This is a genomic window from Legionella jamestowniensis (assembly GCF_001467745.1).
GTDB classification, from domain to species: domain Bacteria; phylum Pseudomonadota; class Gammaproteobacteria; order Legionellales; family Legionellaceae; genus Tatlockia; species Tatlockia jamestowniensis.
In genome coordinates, this window is the sequence record NZ_LNYG01000013.1 from 2,021,463 (window position 1) to 2,040,469 (window position 19,007).

A 19,007-nucleotide genomic window follows, 5' to 3' on the forward strand; every position below is an offset into this window, starting at 1 on the left:
AAGAATTAGTGAGATAGCGCATGAATGAAGTCATTAACATAGCTAAAATTCTCGACTTATTGCCACACCGTTATCCATTTATCCTTATTGATCGGGTAATGGAATATAAGACGTTTGAATATTTAATTGGTATTAAAAATGTGACAATTAACGAACCCTTCTTTACTGGACATTTTCCCGGCAATCCTATTATGCCTGGTGTATTGATGCTTGAAGCTTTGGCTCAGGCAGGAGGGATTTTGTCCAGCTTATCCAGAACTCCCAAAGAAGGGCATGAATTTTTATACTTTTTTGCCGGTATTGATAAAGTTAAATTTAAGCAGGTCGTGACACCTGGTGATCAATTACGTTTGGAAGTGAAACTAATAGGGCAAAAAAGAGATTTTTGGCGCATGAGTGGAGAGGCATTTGTCGGTGATAAGTTAGCCTGCTCCGCGGATTTGTTGAGTGCAGCGAAGGAAGTTAAAAGTGATAGATGAACGAGCAATAATTCACCCTTCAGCGAAATTGGCAAAAGGGGTTTCTGTAGGGGCTGGCAGCATTATAGGTGCTGATGTAGAAATTGGCGAAGACACCTGGATTGGACCTTATGTAGTTATTCAAGGCCCGACGGTTATCGGCAAGAACAATAAAATTTTTCAATTTACTTCTCTTGGTGATGAACCCCAGGACATTACCTATAAAGGGGAGCCTACCCGTTTGGAAATAGGGAATAACAATATTATTCGCGAATACTGCATGATTAGTCGTGGTACAGTAAAAGGCGGAGGTGTGACAAAAATAGGTAGCGAGAACTATTTAATGGCCTACACGCACATAGGACATGATTGCATTGTGGGGAATAACATTATTATGGTCAATCATGCTGCTTTGTCTGGTCATGTAACGATTAGCGATTATGCAACCATCGGTGCTTATGCAGCTGTTCATCAGTTTTGCCATGTCGGCGCCTATGCATTTATTGCAAGAGCTACTTATGTCAGCAAGGATGTATTACCTTATGTGATGATTGCTGGTCACGCCACTTCTGCATGTGGTATTAACACCGTTGGACTTCGACGCCGTGGCTTTTCTTCTACGACAATTGATCATTTGCGTCGTGCCTATAAAATTATTTTTCGTAAAGGATTAACTGTGCAACAAGCTGTTGCTGAATTAGAAATGATGCAACCAGATTGTCCAGAAGTACTTCCAATGATTGATGCGTTAAATCAATCAGCGAGAGGAGTTGTACGCTAATCATGATACAGGCACTCTTTGCTATTGCAGTTGGTGGAGCAATGGGCGCTGTAAGCCGTTTTGGTACCGTAGTATTTCTACAAAAGTTTCTAGGGTATAACTACCCTTATGGGACTTTGGCGGTTAATTGTATCGGTTCTTTTTTGGCAGGCTTTATCATGCTAGTCCTTTTGGAACGTGTAGTTGCTGCCGAATATTGGCGGTTATTTTTGGTCGTCGGCTTCTTGGGGGCTTATACGACGTTTTCCAGCTTTTCTTGGGAAACCTGGATGTTATATCAAAAAGGTAATTTTTTAGCTGCATTAGGCAATGTAGTGTTTAATAATGTTGGCGCTCTGGTAATGGTTTTTATGGGCATTTATTTTGGTAAGCTGCTACTCAACAAACTTCCTATCTAAGAATGCCATTGTCTGAAATATAAGGTGGGTTATGTTAGATTCTCAATTATTACGTGATAAACCACAATGGGTTGCTAAACAGCTTTCTAAGCGTGGTTTTCACTTTGATGTAGAAGCATTTACCGTACTTGAAGAGCGTAGAAAAACATTACAAGTTGCTACTCAATCCCTGCAGAACGAACGCAATCAACGGTCTAAGGCCATAGGGCAGGCAAAAGCTCGTGGTGAAGACATTGACGCTATGAGACAAGAAGTCAATCAACTTGGGGTGGAGCTTGAAAACACAAAAACTGAGCTTGACCAAGTTTTACATAAATTAGAAGAAATAGTACTCAGTCTTCCCAATATACCGCATCCTTCCGTGCCTGAGGGTAAAGACGAACAGAATAATCAAGAAATTCGTCGTTGGGGCACCCTACCTTCTTTAGATTTTGCCATACAATCCCATGATGAGTTGGGAGAAGCTCTTGGACAAATGGATTTCGCGTTAGCTGCAAAAATTACCGGTAGCCGTTTTGTGGTAATGAAGGCACAAATAGCGAGATTGCACCGTGCCCTTATTCAATTTATGTTAGATATTCATACAGAAGAACATGGATATCAGGAAATCTATGTACCTTATATAGTAAATGCAGACAGTTTATTGGGAACAGGGCAATTACCCAAATTCGAGACTGATTTATTCAAATTAAAAGGTGATGAGAACTATTATCTTACTTCTACGGCAGAAATCCCTGTAACCAATACGGTTCGCGATACTATCTTAAACCTTGATGCCCTTCCTGTAAGGTATGTCTGTCATTCTCCCTGTTTTCGCAGTGAAGCAGGTTCCTATGGTAAAGATACTAAAGGAATGATAAGGCAACATCAGTTTGAAAAAGTTGAACTGGTCTGGATTACTACCCCTGAATCTTCTTACGAAGCACTTGAACAGTTGACAAAACATGCAGAAGTTATTTTGCAACGTTTAAATTTACCTTACCGCGTTGTTAGTTTATGTACTGGTGATATGGGCGCAGGTTCTGCAAAGACCTATGATCTTGAAGTATGGCTTCCAAGCCAGAATACTTATCGGGAAATCTCATCGTGCTCCAATATGGAGGCATTCCAGGCTAGACGCATGAAAGCGCGCTACAGACATCCGGTAACGCGTGATATTGAATTAGTTCATACGCTAAACGGTTCGGGGCTGGCAATTGGACGGACATTGGTAGCTATTTTGGAAAACTATCAGGATAAAAATGGGAATATTCATATTCCTGACGCTTTAAGGCCTTACATGCGAGGAATAGATCTTATTAAGAAATAAAATAGCCATTCATTGATTTGCATGCACTGATTGCTTGCGGCTGTAAGGGACTCATCTATTTGAATCATAGCTACTAATAACAACTATACTTTTTAAAAGATTCAAAGAAGGTTATTTTATGCCAAAACGGTATGTCATTATCCCTAATCTGGCTTTATATTTAAACAAGGGTGCCCATCATATTGCAGAGGAGTTACAAAAGGCAATTACCTATGATGACTTACAGCTTTACCATTCCTGGGAAAAGGCCAAAAACCCTAAAAAACATGTCTTGAAAAACCGTTTCTCTGTTTCTGGGATTATCGAAATAGAAGTAGAGGATGAGGCTCAGCTAAAGAAAACGGAATTAAGAAAGTTTTGTGAAAAAATTTTGTCATTATCTTCCAAAGAAGAGAAGGAAAAAGAACTGTCAACCCTGGTTAAAGCGATTTTGGTCAAAGGTTTTTTGCTACCTTGCAACCAGTTATCTCTACAAAATAGAGAAGCTTTACAGGTGGCTGCTTTTAATTTTAATCCAAATGATGAGACTAAATTACTGTTAAATGAACCCCCATTACTGTACCTAAGCAATATTCCAAGAGATATCCATTTCTTGTTATTTATCGATCATCAATTCTTTCTTAATTTTGAAAATTGGCGCCAATACAATGCGAGAGAATCGAAAGGGAAAGGCTGTGTATATGATCTGTTCCAGGGTATGGCCCTACTTGGTGATTTTCTGACGAGATATCAAAAAACGAAAACTGTAACCTTCCAGGAGATAAAATCGTTACATGGTGTGCTAAGTGAGAGTGTCTATTATAATTCCACAGATGACAGAAGAGGTGTTATTAGAGATGATTACAATACCTTTCCACTGCACGCAGATGCTGTAACGGTAGCTGGTCTAAAGGAATTGTTACAGCGAATTAAAGCTGATAATCAAGCTGATGGATTCAGAATAGGATATTTTAACCGCAGTCACATCATTTCTGATTTTTGTTTTACATTATCCTGGTTAATAAGAACCGAAATATTGCAGAAGAAATCTTCTGACAAAGAAGAGTCTACCCCAGATTTACTAATAGTATTAAGGGAATTGGAAAAGAAAGTCATCGATGAAATTATTCAAAAGAAAAAAGATATTCCTCCAAGCGATATAGAATTGATAGTTAAAAAATTTTTGGAAGATTTCGTCCCTCATGAAAAGGTAAACAAGGCTAATTTTTGGGCTAACTTATCTTATTATTACGGTGATTTATCCCATCGTTTTATAAAAAGCTCCCCTAAAGAGGAATTTCATTATGATCTTTTTCATTCCAGAGCCCATGCTTTGGCAAGTGCGGGTGGTGTAGAGTCAACCACGGTCAATATCCATGATTATAACGATCTGGAATTAGAAGCTTTGGCAAAAAAAATTTTTCAACTCATCCAAGAAGGTAAAGAGATTTATTTATTTACCCCTAAACGAGATTTGGCTGAAAAATGGGCAGATGAAGCGATCGCTCATTTTAATAACATCATACAAAAGGCGAATGGTGCAAACGAAATCATTGAGGTTACTGATAATTTGGTCCATGAGTTGGAAATATTACACCTCTTCCATGATGTAAATTGTCGTACCAATTACTTATTAATGAATTTCTTATTTCTTGCGCATTCTATTAAATGGGCAATGGAATTTAACCCCAATCGTTTGGATGCTTATAGTAGTAAAGAGCGTATCGCGCAGCATAAAGAAGCAATTTTTCGTACGGACTATATAATTGCGAACCAGATTCAAATTTCTAAAAATAATGCGGTTATAGATCATGCTTACCGATGCGCAAGACTAGGACTACAAGAACTGGACTATGCAGACATTGATTTAAGTGCGATGGGAGCTGATACCCAATACCAGGAAATTTCTCAACCCTTCACTGATGCATTACGTGCATTTGAAAAGAGCTTTAATAATACCCTCACGACAAAAATTAAAAAATACGATGCACAACCAACACAGTTAAGTTCTAACCTTTTTTCAGTACCCAAAGAATATATCGAATTTGCAAAAGCGTTAAAACAATTTCAAGCCGATTATAATGTCCGTCATTTTTTTACCACAGTAGCCACGTTAAGCGAAATACCAGAAATAGAAGAAGATATTAAATCATTGCGTGTTCTAACTGGATTTAGCGAAGATTCAGTAAAAACTATGGGGATGAATTTTAATAATGTGGGCTGAACCTATGCTTCGATTCATAGTAGGGTCGGAGTTAAGCAAGGACCTTCGCGCCTAAGCTAAAATAAGTATCAAAATTTTATATATTGCTATTTGTTTTTGCTGTTTAAAAAATTTTTGATTATCTGAAGTTGCGATTCAGTACTCAACAGGCCGTCAATGATTATAGTGGCCTTTTGTTTAAGGTCCTCATCAAAAAACAAAGGCCTTGAATGGTTTAAATAAAAATTGATCTCTTCAAGAAGATTTTCTTTGGTCTTTAATTTATCTGCAAAATCCCTCAAAATGCGGCGGCATAATAAAATATCAAGAGGTACTTCAATATGGATACATGTATCAATATATTCGCCTGTCTGTTTATGAAGTCTACCTAAAGGTGCATCAAAAATTATGTATTTTGTGGGTTGAAGGGAAGTGTTTAGTACAGGGTGAATAATCTCTTTTTTTGATTTCAGGTTTGCCAAAACCATTTTAAGATTTTCTCTTTGAAATTCACTGTAATTACAACCCTTATGATGCCAATCGATATAATCTTCAGGTTCTAAAGAAATTTCATCAAAGTCATCCCATGAAATAAGCATTGCTTTTAAATTCTGGGATAATGCTTTTGCCAAAGTTGATTTTCCAGCACCTGTTTTACCACTAATGCCAATAATATGAGGAGTCATAATAATTTCTCTATCACAGTGACTGGGATTATCTTTTTATAAATTTATCTACCGCTGATTAAAACGCTTAATCAATAAATGATGAGGTTTACCGGCACCTGAAACGTCGCCTGACATCACAAAATCAGCAACATACTCAAATCCTGCTTTCATGTAAACATGTTTGGCTCTAGGATTATCACTTGCAGGATCAATTAAAAATGTGTCGGCTTGGGGATCAATCTCTTTTATAAAAAAGTTAATAAATTCTATTAACGTTTTAGCTCCATAACCTTTGCCAAGATAACTTGTATTACCAATCATGTAATCTATGCTATAAGAATGTCCGGTCTTGGAAAGGTTAGCCAATTTAATTTTGTCAATATCTTCTTCGCTTGTTTCTTGGATTGTCATTAACATTGCGAAAGGTCTTCCATCATCGCTTGCTATCCAATAAACATATTTACCGTCTGCATAGGATGAGGGTTCTGTGCGACCATTGATAAAGTTTAAGATGTCATCTTTATGGGCTTGCGTGTTATCCCAGAACTCCTGCACATAGGGTTCTTTAAGCCAACTAAAGATTGCATCAACGTGGCTTGAATTGGCTTTTTCAAAAAAAATGTTCATCAGCTAATCTCTGGTGGGTGTTTAAAATTTCTTCCGTGTCAGATAATTGCTTGGCATGTAATTAAATAAATGAGGCTGTTTGCAATAATTGGTTACAAAGCCAGTCGTAATATCAGATTAAGCGTAATGGTCGGAGTGACAGGAGTTGAACCTGCGACCCCTGCCTCCCGAAGGCAGTGCTCTACCAGGCTGAGCTACACTCCGATTATTCATTCGTTAATGCTCTCGTTTTACTGCAAACAGTGCCAATTCCTCCAGGGCATTTTTGTAAACTGAAACAGGCAGGCATTGTAACGCAGACAGTGCTTTATCAACTTCGAGCTCAGCATAACTGCGTGTGAATTCTATCGCTTTGGTTTCTTTAATCGCTGTTAATATTTCCGTTAAATTTTGCAAACTGCCTTCTTGAATGCTTCTTTTTATCAGTTTTTGCTGCGAGGGTGTACCATGTTTCAGGGCATGGAGTAAAGGAAGAGTTGCTTTACCATCAGCCAAATCATCCCCAATATTTTTTCCAATGGTTGTAGCATCGGAGCAATAATCCAAAGCATCGTCAATAAGCTGAAAGGCATTTCCCAAGTGTAGTCCATAATCGTATAAGGCTTGTGCTTGAACTTCACCGGCTTGACTGAGATGGGCACCGATTGCTGCTGAAGCAGCAAATAATAGAGCTGTTTTGGCGCGAATGACATCAAGATATTCTTCAACTGTAAGTTCAATATTATGTCGATTAACTAATTGTCTAACTTCACCACAACTTATTTCATGGGAGGTATTAGCTAGTAAACGTAGTATTTCAAAATTATTAACATTCACCATTAACTGTACAGACTGTGTAAATAAGTAGTCGCCAACTAATATGCTTGCTTTGCTACCCCAGATTTCATTGGCTGTTTCCCGACCACGACGCAAGGTTGATTCATCAACTACATCATCGTGTAATAGAGTAGCTGTATGAAAAAACTCAACCATGGCTGCCAGCGTAATATGGTCATTACCCTGATATCCGCAAGCATGACTTGCTAAAAGTACTAATAAGGGTCGTAAGCGTTTGCCACCGCTTTGCACGATATGATGCGCCAAATCATCAATTAAACCAACTTGAGACTGGATTTTATCGACTATTAAAGCATTGACAGCTTCAAAATCTGCATGAACTAACTCTCGTAAACGGGCAACCGTCATTACTTATCCTCTAAGATAGAATTTATGCATGCTAAGGGGGGCATAAAATAATGTCAAGTTTGCTGGAGAATGAGCCAGGTAACACACTTAATATAAAAGGCTATTTTTTGCCCACGCAACATATTTATGCACTTCAAACCTCGCTAGCTTGCTAAAACTGGGTTCCACGCAAAGCGTGGAACGTAGCTATCTGAATTTTTATATCTCTGTGTCCTAAACATTAAAGCGAAAGTGCATTACATCTCCATCGCACACAATGTATTCTTTTCCTTCAAGCCGCAATTTTCCTGCTTCTTTCGCACCTTGTTCACCACGATGGGCAATAAACGCTTCGTAAGCAATTACTTCTGCGCGAATAAAGCCCTTTTCAAAGTCAGTATGAATCACACCGGCTGCTTGAGGTGCAGTTGCTCCTTTGGGAATGGTCCAAGCACGCACTTCTTTGACACCAGCTGTAAAATACGTTTGTAAACCTAACAAATCATACCCTGCACGAATAACACGGTTTAACCCTGGCTCTTCCAAGCCTAAGTCTGTCATGAATTCTTTTCGATCAGCTTCATCCAAGTCCATAAGTTCGGCTTCCGTAGCGGCACAAAGTGCCACAACTTTTGCTTTTTCTTCAGTGGCAAGTCTGGTGACTTTTTCTAAGAGGGGATTATTCTCATAGCCATTATCATCTACATTTGCTATGTAAAGTACAGGCTTTGCAGTTAATAAAAATAACCGGCGAACAACGGCCTCTTCTTCATGGGTTAATTCTAATGTTCGAACAGGTTTTCCTGCATCGAGATGTTGTTTAGCTTTTTCAAGCACTTGCTTTTCAAAAAGCGCTTCTTTATTGCCACTTTTGCTATTTTTGGCAGCTTTCATGAGCGCTTTTTCAACTGTTTCCATATCGGCCAAAGCTAATTCTGTGTTAATAACCTCAATGTCACTAATCGGATCAACCTTGCCTTCAACATGGATGATATCGTTATTTTCAAAACAACGAACCACGTGAGCAATAGCATCGGTCTCACGAATATTTGCCAAGAACTGATTGCCTAAACCCTCGCCACTGGAAGCCCCTTTAACCAAACCAGCAATATCAACAAATTGCATGGTTGCAGGAAGCGTTTGTTGCGGCTTTACAATTTCACTCAACGCCTCAAGTCTTGGATCGGGGACAGTAACAATACCAACATTCGGTTCAATGGTGCAGAAAGGGTAATTGGACGCTTCAATTCCAGCTTTGGTTAGTGCATTGAATAAGGTCGATTTACCTACGTTGGGCAAGCCAACAATCCCACACTTAAATCCCATATTGTTTACCTCGTTTTGTAATTTAAAGGGGAGTAAAGATTACTATCCCGATAGCTTATCCATTGATTAAATTCATCGCTGCGGCAATAGGACCTGTTAAAAGGGTTGGCATCACTGCAATGCCTCTTTCTATTGCATCAAATATCAGTTGTCTATCTTGTTGTGAAGGTTTGCCCAAGACATAATTTAATACCATATCTTTATGCCCAGGATGGCCAATACCAATTCTTAAACGGTGAAAATTGGTGTTTCCTAAATGAGTAATAATATCGCGTAATCCATTATGGCCGCCGTGACCTCCCCCTGTTTTTATTTTGATGCGACCAGTGGGTAAATCAAGCTCATCATGGGCGACCAGGATTTCATGGCTTTCGATACGATAAAATTGGCACACTTCTCTGACAGGCAAGCCACTATGATTCATAAACGTAATTGGCAGAATTGTTTTACAGGGAGAACATTTAATTTCAAAATTAGCCAATTCGCAATGTAATTTTTTTTCTAGTTTAAATGAAGCCCCGTAATGACGGGCTAATGCTTCAACAAACCATCCACCGGCATTGTGTCTTGTATGCTCATAGGCAGAACCTGGGTTACGCAGCCCAATGATAAGTTTAATTGCCATGATGGTATCTTTAAATGTAACTAAACGTAATTCGTATTATAAAATAAGGCGGGTTTTACCCGCCCTATATTGCTACTCAGCTTGTTCTGGACCTTCTTCAGCAGCAGGTGTAGCCACAGAGGGTGCTTCTTCTTCGGCTGCACTAACTTTGGGTGAGTGGATACTAACAACTGGCAAATTATGACTTTCATCAAGCGCAGTAGCCAACTGAACGCCTTTCGGTAGTTTCAAATCAGATAAGTGAACGACATCATCCAAACCTACATTGGTCATATCAACCTCAATAAATTCAGGCAAGTCTTTCGCTTTACAACGAACTTCAACCTGAGTCATTGTATGGGTGACAATACCACCAGCTCTCACACCTTTAGAGTCTTGTTCATTGGTAAAATGAATAGGAACATTTTTTACCAAGATATCTTTTGCAGAAACGCGCTGTAAATCCATGTGTAAAATAACAGGCTTGTAAGGGTGACGTTGTAAATCTTTTAAAATTACATGTTCAACTTTACCATCAACATTCAAATCAAAAACGCTTGAAAAAATGCTTTCATTTTCCAATGCCTTAATGACTTTATTATGTAATAAATGAATAGTCTTGGGTGCTTTTTCGCCACCATAAAGGACGGCAGGTACTTTGTTTTCAAGACGACGTAGGCGGCGGCTCGCACCTTTCCCTATATCATTTCTTGATTCTGCTTCTAAAACGATTGTTGACATCTTTAGTCTCCATAATTAATGAACCCTTGTTTAGCCCGCGACCAGGGTAAACACCTATAATGCAGGAAAGGGTGGCATAGTATATAATATAGTTTGCTCGGGGACAAATTGAGTTTTATGTATGGGTCAATCAGAAATTCCAAGACGCATCAATTTGCATTATACGAAGTATAATTTAAAATCAACTTGAAGTCCTTGCAGTTATCTCATAGAATATGCCACTTTGTTGAATTTGTGAAAGCCGCTTAGGCGTTGGAGAATAGCTATGTATGCTGTAATTAAGACGGGCGGTAAGCAATACCGCGTAAAAGAAGGTGACATCCTTAAATTGGAATTGCTGCCTGCTGATGTCGGTAACGAAGTAAGCTTTTCTGAAGTTCTTATGATTGCTGACGGTGATAAATTTACTTGTGGTTCACCACTGGTTAAAAATGCTGTTGTTAAGGCTGAAGTTCTCGGTCATGATCGGCACAAAAAAATTAAAATTATTAAGTTCCGTCGTCGTAAGCATCATATGAAACAAATGGGGCATCGACAACATTATACGCAAGTAAAAATTACTGCGATTAGTAAGTAAGAAAGGGGAGAAGAAATGGCTCATAAAAAAGCAGGTGGTAGTACTCGTAACGGCCGCGACTCGAATCCCAAGTATCTTGGTGTTAAACGTTCTGGTGGCCAACTGGTAAATGCTGGTGAAATTCTTGTACGTCAACGTGGAACCCGTTTTCATGCTGGTGAAGGTGTTGGTTGTGGGCGTGATCACACGCTTTATGCGTTAGCAGCAGGGACTGTTCAATTCTCTGTTAAGGGTGCAAAAAACCGCAAGTACATTAGTATCCAAGCTATTCAAGAATAAATAATACTATTGATTGGTGTGCTCAAGCTCAAAAAACTGAGACTCCTTTAACCAAAGAAGATCTCAAAGCGATGGATAAGAAATTGTTGTTCTTATCCAAATCCAAAATACCCTTCACTCGTGAAGTCACCGCCGTCATGGCAGCAGTTGTCACTTTTGATTTCGCTTGGAGCAGAGCCTGAATAGTAGCCCCGCTTTTGGGGTTTTTTTTTAGGTGATTGAATCATGAAATTCGTCGATGAAGCAGTGATTAAAGTAGAAGCTGGCAACGGCGGCCATGGTTGTTTAAGCTTCAGACGTGAAAAATATGTTCCCCGTGGGGGGCCTGATGGTGGTGATGGGGGCGATGGTGGAAGTGTTTTTCTTGAAGGTAGTTCCGAGTTAAACACCCTCATTGATTTTCGCTACCAACGTCATTATAAAGCTGAAAATGGTCAACCGGGAATGGGTGGCAACTGTACTGGTAAGAAGGGAGAGGACTTGATCATTTCTGTCCCAGTGGGGACAATGGTGTTTGATGTCGACACGGGAGAGTTGCTAGGTGATATCAATGAACCAGACGAACGCCTGTTGGTGGCACAAGGTGGGTTTCATGGTTTAGGTAATACACGCTTTAAGAGTAGTGTTAATCGTGCCCCTAGACAAACCACCCCTGGAACGCCAGGAGAGGCACGTCATTTACGTTTGGAATTGCGGGTTTTGGCTGATGTCGGTTTGCTTGGATTACCAAATGCCGGGAAATCTACATTAATTAGAGCCGTTTCCAGTGCTAAACCCAAAGTTGCCGATTATCCTTTTACTACCCTGCATCCTTCTTTGGGGGTCGTTGGTGTTTCTTCCCATAAAAGCTTTGTTATGGCCGATATCCCTGGACTTATAGAGGGGGCTGCTGAGGGTGCTGGACTTGGCCACCGTTTTTTAAAACATTTGTCTCGCACCTGTGTGTTACTACATGTTATTGATATCGCTCCTATTGATGAGAGCAGCCCTGTCGATTCGGCGAAAGCTATTATTAAAGAGCTCGCTGAATATGATCCAGAGCTTCTGAACAAACCTCGATGGCTCGTACTCAATAAAATTGATTTAATTCCTGACGAGATTGAACGTAAGAAAGCGGTAAAAGCCATTGTTGATGGCTTACACTGGAAGGATAAAGTGTTTTGTATTTCTGCTATCAGTGGTGAAGGTACCCAACAGTTGTCTTATGCCCTAATGCAATTGATTGATGAGATGAGAGAGGCGGAAGCATAGCCATTCTGCAGCGAGGTGTACAACTAATGAGCTTCGGTGTGGAAGCTCGTGTATCTCTGTGCCTTGCTGCGCACCATTACTGTACTCGATATATACGGTTGTTTTTCCTGTCAGTGGTTTTTGATGCCAATATTCATCCAGGCCTCGTAAATGAAAACGTATAGCGGCATGTGTATTACAATTATTAAACTTTAATACGTCGTAATTTTCCGGTCGCTGGACGAGCGTTTGTAAGAGGCCCCCAGTAACTTCATCAATAATTGAAACGGGTATATTTAATTGTCGTATTTGTTCTTCAAATTGTTCAGATGCCTTTTTGTCTATAGTCGCAATAAGATGAGGGGCTACAAGAGAATCAATTTGCTTTTTGATCTTCCCGGCAATTTCTTCTTTACAGCGCACTTTAAATTCAACATAAGGCGTTTCTAGGCGATAGCCCGTTTGACAATCAAATTCGGCTAAGGCCTTATCGAGTTCTTCGGCAATCTGTCCTTCTGCAACGCCAAAAAGACGCCATTTGAGAATACATTTGTTACTATGTTTTCTTTTTTGCAGAAGCGGAAAAACATAATTATTAAACATCGGCAAACATTCTCGAGGTGGACCAGGCAATAAAACATACAGTTTGTCTTGTGATTGATAGGTGCACCCTAACGCAGTGCCGTTAGGATTGGGTAATAACATTGCCCCAGCAGGAAATAGGGCTTGTTGTCGATTACCCGCATTTAATTGCCTGCCGTAAAGGTACAAACGTTTCTCAATATGTGTAATCGCCTCGGTAAATTCGATTAAGTCGACCTTAAGAAAACGCTGCAGGGCAAAGCGTGTCCTATCATCTGAAGTGGGGCCAAGACCACCTGTTATGATCATTACATCATGGTTTTTTGCTAAAAACGCTAAAGAGTCATGGATCTCATACTCCTTATCACTGCAAGCAATTTGCAAGCCTAAGGGTAAACCTTCTGAGCTTAGGGCATGGGCAAAGTAATGACTATTGGTGTTAAGTGTATCTCCATGGATAAGTTCATCCCCAGTGGCGAGTAAGGCTATCGTCATTTTGATGTTTCCAGTTCAATAAAATTAAGGCGTTTTACATGAGGCTGATTCGCGTAAAAGAGTATTCCCCAGAGGCTTACAGCGGGATTATCATCCATTAAGAAACGGCCATCTGCAACAAGTAATGGCAAAGGATTTGCCATAATTACATACCCATCGCAAAACCAATTAAAAACAGTAAAATCCCTCATTAACGAGGGGGAGTTTTTTACATAAGCAGGAAGATTCGCAGTACGTGCCAGAGGGTAATCAGCAGCAATAATAGCATTACTGTTGCCTAATACGGGAAGAGTGATATCAAAGACAAACAAACGTTCTTTGGAAATGGCTATTCCTCGCCAATAAGTAGAACTTGCCATTTTAGGAAACAGGCGCAATCTATGCAGCATTAGATGCTCGCGTTTCAGTAAATGTTGCATGAGCTGTAAACCGCGGTAATGTTGGTAAGCATTAAATAATACTATCATCATGGCAACGGCTAAACCGTAAAATACACCTTTGACATTATTATTCACTATTGTCCACGTAAGACCGAGAATCAAGGGGAAAGTAAAAAATGGGTCAATGATTGAAATTAGATCCCAACTCACCCGTGTGTTGGAAAAAGGCCAGTAAAGAACGGTCCCATAACTGGTCAACGCGTCAAGCAGGCCATGCGTGCCATAACCTATAAAGGCAGCGAGAAAGGTTAAAACGAAATGGTTTCGAAATCGACGAAAAAGCATTAACACTAAAGAGACTAACAGGGCTCCTAAGGGGACAAATAGTAAAGAATGGGTGAATTGTCGATGATAAATAAAAAATAAAAGAGGATCGCTAGAAGAGTTAATGAATATGTCCAGATCGGCTGCCATGCCCGCCAGCCCGCCAACAATCCAGGCATTATGTCTGTCCCTTTTATGTAGGATTGCCTGGGCACAGGCTGCTCCCAACGCTCCTTGGGTAACAGGATCCACGTTATACCCGATGAACAGTTATTTGTGGTGGTGGTGCTTCTATACCTTCCAAGTCAAATTGCTGTTTAATAATTTCTTGCAATAAATTTCGTGCTATGGCCAAATCTGCAGTATTTACCCAAACCATAAATTTAAGTTCCACCGTTGAATTAGCAAAATTATCAATAGTTACGTTGGGGGCTGGATCTTTTAACACTTTATCGCAATTATCGGCAATGGTTAGTAACATTGTTTTTACTTGTGCGATGTCACACTCATAAGCCACGGCAATAATCAAATCAATGCGGCGGGTTGAAAAATAACTCAAATTTGTAATTTCAGATTTAATCATTGCCTCATTGGGAATACGCACCAATTTGTTGTCGGGTGTTTTTAACTTTGTTGATAATAAATCGATTGAATCAACAATACCGTTTATTCCTTTTATTTCAACAGTATCCCCTACTTTAAATGGGTGTTCGATTAGTAAAAAAACGCCACTCACCAAATTGGAAATAGCCGTTTGTGACGCAAAGCTAATAGCGACAGTTAATATACCTGCAGTGCCTAATAACACACTCAATTGAAATCCAAGGTGTTGTAAACTGGCAATAAAAAAAATGGTGAAAATAAAATAAAAAATAAGACGGCTCATCAGCAGCGTATGGTGGCGGGAAAATCGATTGCCGATGCTTCGTTCGGTAACAATTGCGATTCGTTTTGCTACGAAGTAGCCTATTAAAAATATACTCAGCGCGTAAACAATATTTAATAACTTATCAGGTTCAAATAAAGGCATTATTTATGTTCCGAATATGTTTATACTAACCCAGTATACCGTTAACCCAGGATTTTGCGAATAATTCTTATTAGTAAGTTTTGGCAGGTAGTGTGTCCCCAGGCGAAAGAGTTTCCATTTTAGGTGGATTCTCCAAAGCGATGGAAAATTCTTTATTAGACGCTGCTTTAAAAAATTGATTTTTGCCCGAGACTGAGGGTTCTGGGAAGGAAGCCTCGAGGGTTTGCGAGTTTTTTTTTAAAGGGCAATTGGGGAAAATAAATCGTTCCATGAATAATTGATAGCTTTCTATGAATAGGTTCAAATGCTCTTTAAGATTAAAGAATAAATTACTTAGGGCATAGTTATTTGTATCTTCGAGATTGTCAGAAGAATGAATTTCTTTAGCGATACGAATTGTGATCACAACATAAAGACAAGCAGTTAAGACATGCTTAACTTCTTTCCATGGAGAATCCAGATTTTTTTTTACTTTCTCCAGTTCTTTATCATTAAATAGTGGGCTGCTGTCTGTCTTTAAAAGGAATGAATCTCGCAAATAAGCCGCTTCTGGGCAAAAAGTTAAAGTCTGCGAGTCCTTCCAGGAAGGCTGGGTATTTTTATGATTATCATGACAGGTAAATTCAATCTGTTGGAGAAATGCGTTTAAAAAATCATTAAACTTATGACTTACTACCGCTAAATCTATGTTATTAACCGCAAGAAGCGTTGTTTCGCTGTCTGTCAGTGTTTCCTGCCATACTTCCATCTGCTCAATAAAAGAGAAATTATCGTTGGTAATCAAGGCGAGCTTGGCAGGTGAGCGAAGATCTTCAACACTTAAAGAGCGATAGAGCTTTCCCTGGTTAGCGGGTATAAGATCTTGAAGCTCGCCAATTTTTTTTAAGCGCACATTGAAAATTTCAATAAAATCCTGACTAAATTGTGGATAAACTTGATGGGATCCTAGAGTCACCTGGTTAAAAGAATCTATGCCTAGATATTTTGCCAGTTTTTCTTTTGCCGTATGGTTAATAAGATCAGCGGGCATTGTTGCGAATACGGCAGCAAGAATGTCCTCAAGTAAGGCATTGTCTAATTGAAAGTGTAATTCTGTTGCTTTTTCAGCCATCGCCGGAAATAGACCAATAATTTTTTTATAATTTAAAAAATAACCTTTGGTTAGCGCTGCTGGATTAAACCACCCCTGATATTCAACAGGATTTAAAATATTAGTATGATTTTCTTTACATCCAAAGTTGCGAAAAGCTGCCCCCAAATCAATGCGAGCAAATTGCATGACATTGGTATCAGATGTATCGGAATCAAGGCACACTACATTACCACTGTGAACGCTGTAATCACCTATTAAAAGAGAAAGCATGAGGATGAAGGAGAGGCCAAACTGGTTTTTTATTTCTGTGAGTGACACGTAGTAATCAGGACCAAAGAGTATTTCCATCAATACATGGCGATCAGAGCCTTCTTTGTTGCCAGTACCAATAATTTTATACAATTCTTTGAATGACACTTTAGGCTGGATTAAGGCATAGGAACCGTCTTCAAGACGAATGTAAGTCGCACAAATGAAAGAATCATGATAATGCTTAGGGATAAGGTCGCGCCGTTTAAACTCATCAATTAAAAGTCCAGCAAATAATTCCGTGAAAAGTTCATTGATATCGGCAGGTTTTTTAATAAAAAATTCATGGCCTTCTTCATCGCGGTAAAAACCATCGATTTCATGCTGGTTTTTTCCTCCAATCTTATCCTTAAATTTTGTGAGTTGCTGACCGAGATAAATTAACATGGAAGTCCTAATACTATTTTCCATGGCATTATTGTTAACCTGTAGTGATTAACAAAGCAACATATTATTAATATTTCCAACTGAGTGTTCCATACACAACAAGACATTCAAAATACTCACTGAGTAGTTACTGTTTAATGAAAAATATTGTACAATATGCGCAATCCATAGCATGTATTTGTTTAATGATCGTACTAGATTGCTTCACTGGTGCTCGCAATGACGGGATTTCTAAATTTTTGGTACGCATAGAGAGAGATTTACGACAAATAAGCGATTGCTTAATTTTTCTTTAAGTTTTCGGTGTTATTTTTTGCCTATTAGTTACAGAGGGAGCGATCATGTTTGATATGATTGTGGATAAGTCAGACGAATTCTACATTGCTATTGCCAAAAATGAAGAGGGGCATAGTTTTATCTTTGCAGGTGTTAAAAGCAATGGCGAAAATCATTTATTAGCCCGTGTAGGGAAAGTAAAGGTAGATGACGACTCGGCCTGTCAATTTATTTTAAAATTTGGTTTTTCTTCTATCCAAAGTAAATTGGAAGATGAAAAAATTTATCGAAATAAAGGCAAGCGTTATGCGATAAATTATATTGCCTACACAATTAGTTATGAACAATACTTAAGCTTTATTGGTCTACTCCAACAAATCCAAGAGGAAAAGCGGCGCTCTTTTCAATGTTATAAACCCATAGAGGAAAATGACTCGAAAGTAAAACTGCAACTAACGGCTGAAAAGACAGAGCTTACATACCAAATCGAGCCGAAACCTCGTGCTAAGGAAATAATTGAACACACTGAAACACTTCATTGTACAAATACTTGTCGCCATTCGGCTCTAGCGTTAGTTAATTATGTTTTTGATAGCGAACAAGCCACACAAGATGTTTCGAAGCAATTTTTCCATGATTTACCGTTTCATACAACTTTGGTCGCTAATGACGGCGTTGGATTTGTAGAATATGTAAGAAAGAAAGCAGTAACTCGCCAGTTTGTACACCCTGACAATACAATTCCTTTTTATATTTTACCTGCTCCTCCTTCGTCATTTAAAAATTTAGATCCCTTAAAACGCAAGGTTATGACAGAGCTCTACCATCAGTTGGAAAAGATGGTGCATATTTCTCCTGAATTGCAAAAAACAGCCCATAAATTTTCTATTTTGAAAGCGCTTTACAATGAGAAAATGGGAATAAATGAAGAGTCTTTGTCTGATTTTATTAACAGCATTAGCATGTGGAAAAGCATACATCGAGACGAATTAAAGACTCTTAGGAAAACTTATTTTTTTGATAGTTTTTTTACTCGTGAAACAGCTACGGAGAAAATGTTTTCTCGTTTTGAAGAATATTTTGCAAAGACAGCATTAAACCCATAAAAGTACAAATACACTATTAGAGGCTAAACTAAATATAGGGAGAACTTTCTTTAATACGTTTTTTGGAGGTTCAGGGAATGAAGAAAGTTACTATCTTATTGCTCTGCATATTCTTTTCTTTTTTAGGTTTTGCTGACACTAAGAAATTTAATTTTGGTAGCCCTGTTTTTCAGGCAAATGCTTTCATTCCTGAAAAATACACCTGTGAAGGCGCTAATCTATCTCCAGCATTCTATTGGGAAAATCCGCCCACCACTACAAAATCTTTTGTAGTGATCATTGAGGATACGGAGGTTGAGAATAACCCTTGGGTACAGTGGGTATTATTTAATATCCCTGCGCATATAAGAAACCTCACTGAAGGAGAAATTCCTCAAGGGGCTATCAATGGCAAGAATAGCTGGGGATTGATAGGATATAAAAGTCCTTGCCCACCAGTAGGAACCAGTCATCGCTATCTATTTAAACTCTATGCCCTGGATATTGTGTTACCTCTAACTAATTCAGCGACCAAAGACGAGGTCGTAAAGGCAATGGAGTACCATGTTGTGGGTATGAGTGAATTTGCAGGAAATTTTAGCAGGGAGTGAGCCTTTTTTAATTAAATAAATTTTATCAAATTTTTCTATTTTTATTAATAATATAGATTATTTATTGGTTATTCTAAATTGATGGTGCATT

General features: G+C 38.9%; 20 protein-coding genes and 1 tRNA gene. 10 read left to right on the top strand and 11 right to left on the bottom strand.

Annotated features, from left to right (window positions below; translation table 11 throughout):
• Positions 1–20: 20 nt before the first annotated feature.
• From fabZ to Ljam_RS13345, 5 genes are all read left to right on the top strand, one after another.
• The gene (gene fabZ / locus Ljam_RS13325) at positions 21–479 is read left to right on the top strand and encodes a 3-hydroxyacyl-ACP dehydratase FabZ (RefSeq protein ID WP_058450480.1); all 459 of its coding nucleotides are present in this window, start codon (positions 21–23) and stop codon (positions 477–479) included.
• The gene (lpxA, locus tag Ljam_RS13330) at positions 469–1,239 is read left to right on the top strand and encodes an acyl-ACP--UDP-N-acetylglucosamine O-acyltransferase (RefSeq protein WP_058450481.1); all 771 of its coding nucleotides are present in this window, start codon (positions 469–471) and stop codon (positions 1,237–1,239) included. Before fabZ ends, lpxA begins: the two co-directional genes overlap by 11 nt.
• 2 nt (positions 1,240–1,241) lie before the next feature.
• A complete protein-coding gene (gene crcB, locus Ljam_RS13335; RefSeq protein WP_058450482.1) occupies positions 1,242–1,637 on the top strand; it encodes a fluoride efflux transporter CrcB in 396 nt (131 codons plus the stop codon).
• A gap of 31 nt (positions 1,638–1,668) precedes the next feature.
• Entirely contained in the window at positions 1,669–2,946 is a 1,278-nt protein-coding gene (gene serS / locus Ljam_RS13340) for a serine--tRNA ligase (protein WP_058450483.1), read from the top strand.
• A 118-nt stretch (positions 2,947–3,064) separates the two neighbouring features.
• Positions 3,065–5,149 (top strand): hypothetical protein, encoded by a 2,085-nt coding sequence (locus Ljam_RS13345; protein WP_058450484.1) that lies wholly within the window; start codon positions 3,065–3,067, stop codon positions 5,147–5,149.
• Between the two features lie 86 nt (positions 5,150–5,235).
• Here Ljam_RS13345 and Ljam_RS13350 read toward each other — a convergent pair whose 3' ends face one another.
• From Ljam_RS13350 to Ljam_RS13380, 7 genes are all read right to left on the bottom strand, one after another.
• Positions 5,236–5,814, bottom strand: a complete 579-nt coding sequence (locus Ljam_RS13350; protein ID WP_058450485.1) for an AAA family ATPase — start codon at positions 5,812–5,814, stop codon at positions 5,236–5,238.
• Between the two features lie 48 nt (positions 5,815–5,862).
• Positions 5,863–6,423, bottom strand: coding sequence for a GNAT family N-acetyltransferase (locus tag Ljam_RS13355; RefSeq protein WP_058450486.1), 561 nt, complete (start codon positions 6,421–6,423; stop codon positions 5,863–5,865).
• A gap of 127 nt (positions 6,424–6,550) precedes the next feature.
• Positions 6,551–6,627 (bottom strand) — tRNA-Pro (locus Ljam_RS13360).
• Positions 6,628–6,639: 12 nt separating this feature from the next.
• The gene (locus tag Ljam_RS13365; RefSeq protein WP_058450487.1) at positions 6,640–7,608 is read right to left on the bottom strand and encodes a polyprenyl synthetase family protein; all 969 of its coding nucleotides are present in this window, start codon (positions 7,606–7,608) and stop codon (positions 6,640–6,642) included.
• A 213-nt stretch (positions 7,609–7,821) separates the two neighbouring features.
• Entirely contained in the window at positions 7,822–8,913 is a 1,092-nt protein-coding gene (gene ychF, locus Ljam_RS13370; RefSeq protein WP_058450488.1) for a redox-regulated ATPase YchF, read from the bottom strand.
• A 55-nt stretch (positions 8,914–8,968) separates the two neighbouring features.
• Positions 8,969–9,538 carry an aminoacyl-tRNA hydrolase gene (gene pth / locus Ljam_RS13375; protein ID WP_058450489.1) on the bottom strand — a complete coding sequence of 190 codons (570 nt, stop codon included), beginning with the start codon at positions 9,536–9,538 and terminating at the stop codon, positions 8,969–8,971.
• Positions 9,539–9,610: 72 nt separating this feature from the next.
• Positions 9,611–10,258, bottom strand: coding sequence for a 50S ribosomal protein L25/general stress protein Ctc (locus Ljam_RS13380; RefSeq protein WP_058450490.1), 648 nt, complete (start codon positions 10,256–10,258; stop codon positions 9,611–9,613).
• A gap of 265 nt (positions 10,259–10,523) precedes the next feature.
• Here Ljam_RS13380 and rplU point away from each other — a divergent pair, with 265 nt between their 5' ends.
• The 3 genes from rplU (at position 10,524) to cgtA (ending at position 12,365) form a co-directional block, all read left to right on the top strand.
• Positions 10,524–10,835, top strand: a complete 312-nt coding sequence (gene rplU, locus Ljam_RS13385) for a 50S ribosomal protein L21 (RefSeq protein ID WP_058450491.1) — start codon at positions 10,524–10,526, stop codon at positions 10,833–10,835.
• A gap of 15 nt (positions 10,836–10,850) precedes the next feature.
• On the top strand, positions 10,851–11,114 hold the full coding sequence (rpmA, locus tag Ljam_RS13390; protein WP_058450492.1) for a 50S ribosomal protein L27: 264 nt from the start codon (positions 10,851–10,853) through the stop codon (positions 11,112–11,114).
• Positions 11,115–11,339: 225 nt separating this feature from the next.
• A complete protein-coding gene (cgtA, locus tag Ljam_RS13395; RefSeq protein WP_058450493.1) occupies positions 11,340–12,365 on the top strand; it encodes an Obg family GTPase CgtA in 1,026 nt (341 codons plus the stop codon).
• Here the strand turns inward: cgtA and Ljam_RS13400 are convergent.
• The 4 genes from Ljam_RS13400 to Ljam_RS13415 all read right to left on the bottom strand — a co-directional run bounded on the left by Ljam_RS13400 (position 12,324) and on the right by Ljam_RS13415 (position 16,944).
• Positions 12,324–13,421, bottom strand: coding sequence for a competence/damage-inducible protein A (locus Ljam_RS13400; protein ID WP_058450494.1), 1,098 nt, complete (start codon positions 13,419–13,421; stop codon positions 12,324–12,326). The two genes, cgtA and Ljam_RS13400, sit on opposite strands and share 42 nt — an antisense overlap.
• Positions 13,418–14,377, bottom strand: coding sequence for a metal-dependent hydrolase (locus Ljam_RS13405; protein WP_058450495.1), 960 nt, complete (start codon positions 14,375–14,377; stop codon positions 13,418–13,420). Before Ljam_RS13405 ends, Ljam_RS13400 begins: the two co-directional genes overlap by 4 nt.
• Position 14,378: 1 nt before the next feature.
• Positions 14,379–15,155 (bottom strand): mechanosensitive ion channel family protein, encoded by a 777-nt coding sequence (locus Ljam_RS13410; protein ID WP_058450496.1) that lies wholly within the window; start codon positions 15,153–15,155, stop codon positions 14,379–14,381.
• 70 nt (positions 15,156–15,225) lie between these two features.
• Positions 15,226–16,944 carry a hypothetical protein gene (locus Ljam_RS13415; protein WP_058450497.1) on the bottom strand — a complete coding sequence of 573 codons (1,719 nt, stop codon included), beginning with the start codon at positions 16,942–16,944 and terminating at the stop codon, positions 15,226–15,228.
• Positions 16,945–17,285: 341 nt separating this feature from the next.
• On the opposite strand from Ljam_RS13415, the gene Ljam_RS13420 reads away from it, so the two are divergent.
• Together Ljam_RS13420 and Ljam_RS13425 are read left to right on the top strand one after the other, a co-directional pair.
• Complete coding sequence (locus tag Ljam_RS13420; RefSeq protein WP_058450498.1) at positions 17,286–18,326, top strand: hypothetical protein; 1,041 nt, start codon at positions 17,286–17,288, stop codon at positions 18,324–18,326.
• A gap of 77 nt (positions 18,327–18,403) precedes the next feature.
• Positions 18,404–18,916: a YbhB/YbcL family Raf kinase inhibitor-like protein gene (locus Ljam_RS13425; protein WP_065235553.1), complete on the top strand. Its 513-nt coding sequence runs from the start codon at positions 18,404–18,406 to the stop codon at positions 18,914–18,916.
• Positions 18,917–19,007 lie beyond the last annotated feature (91 nt).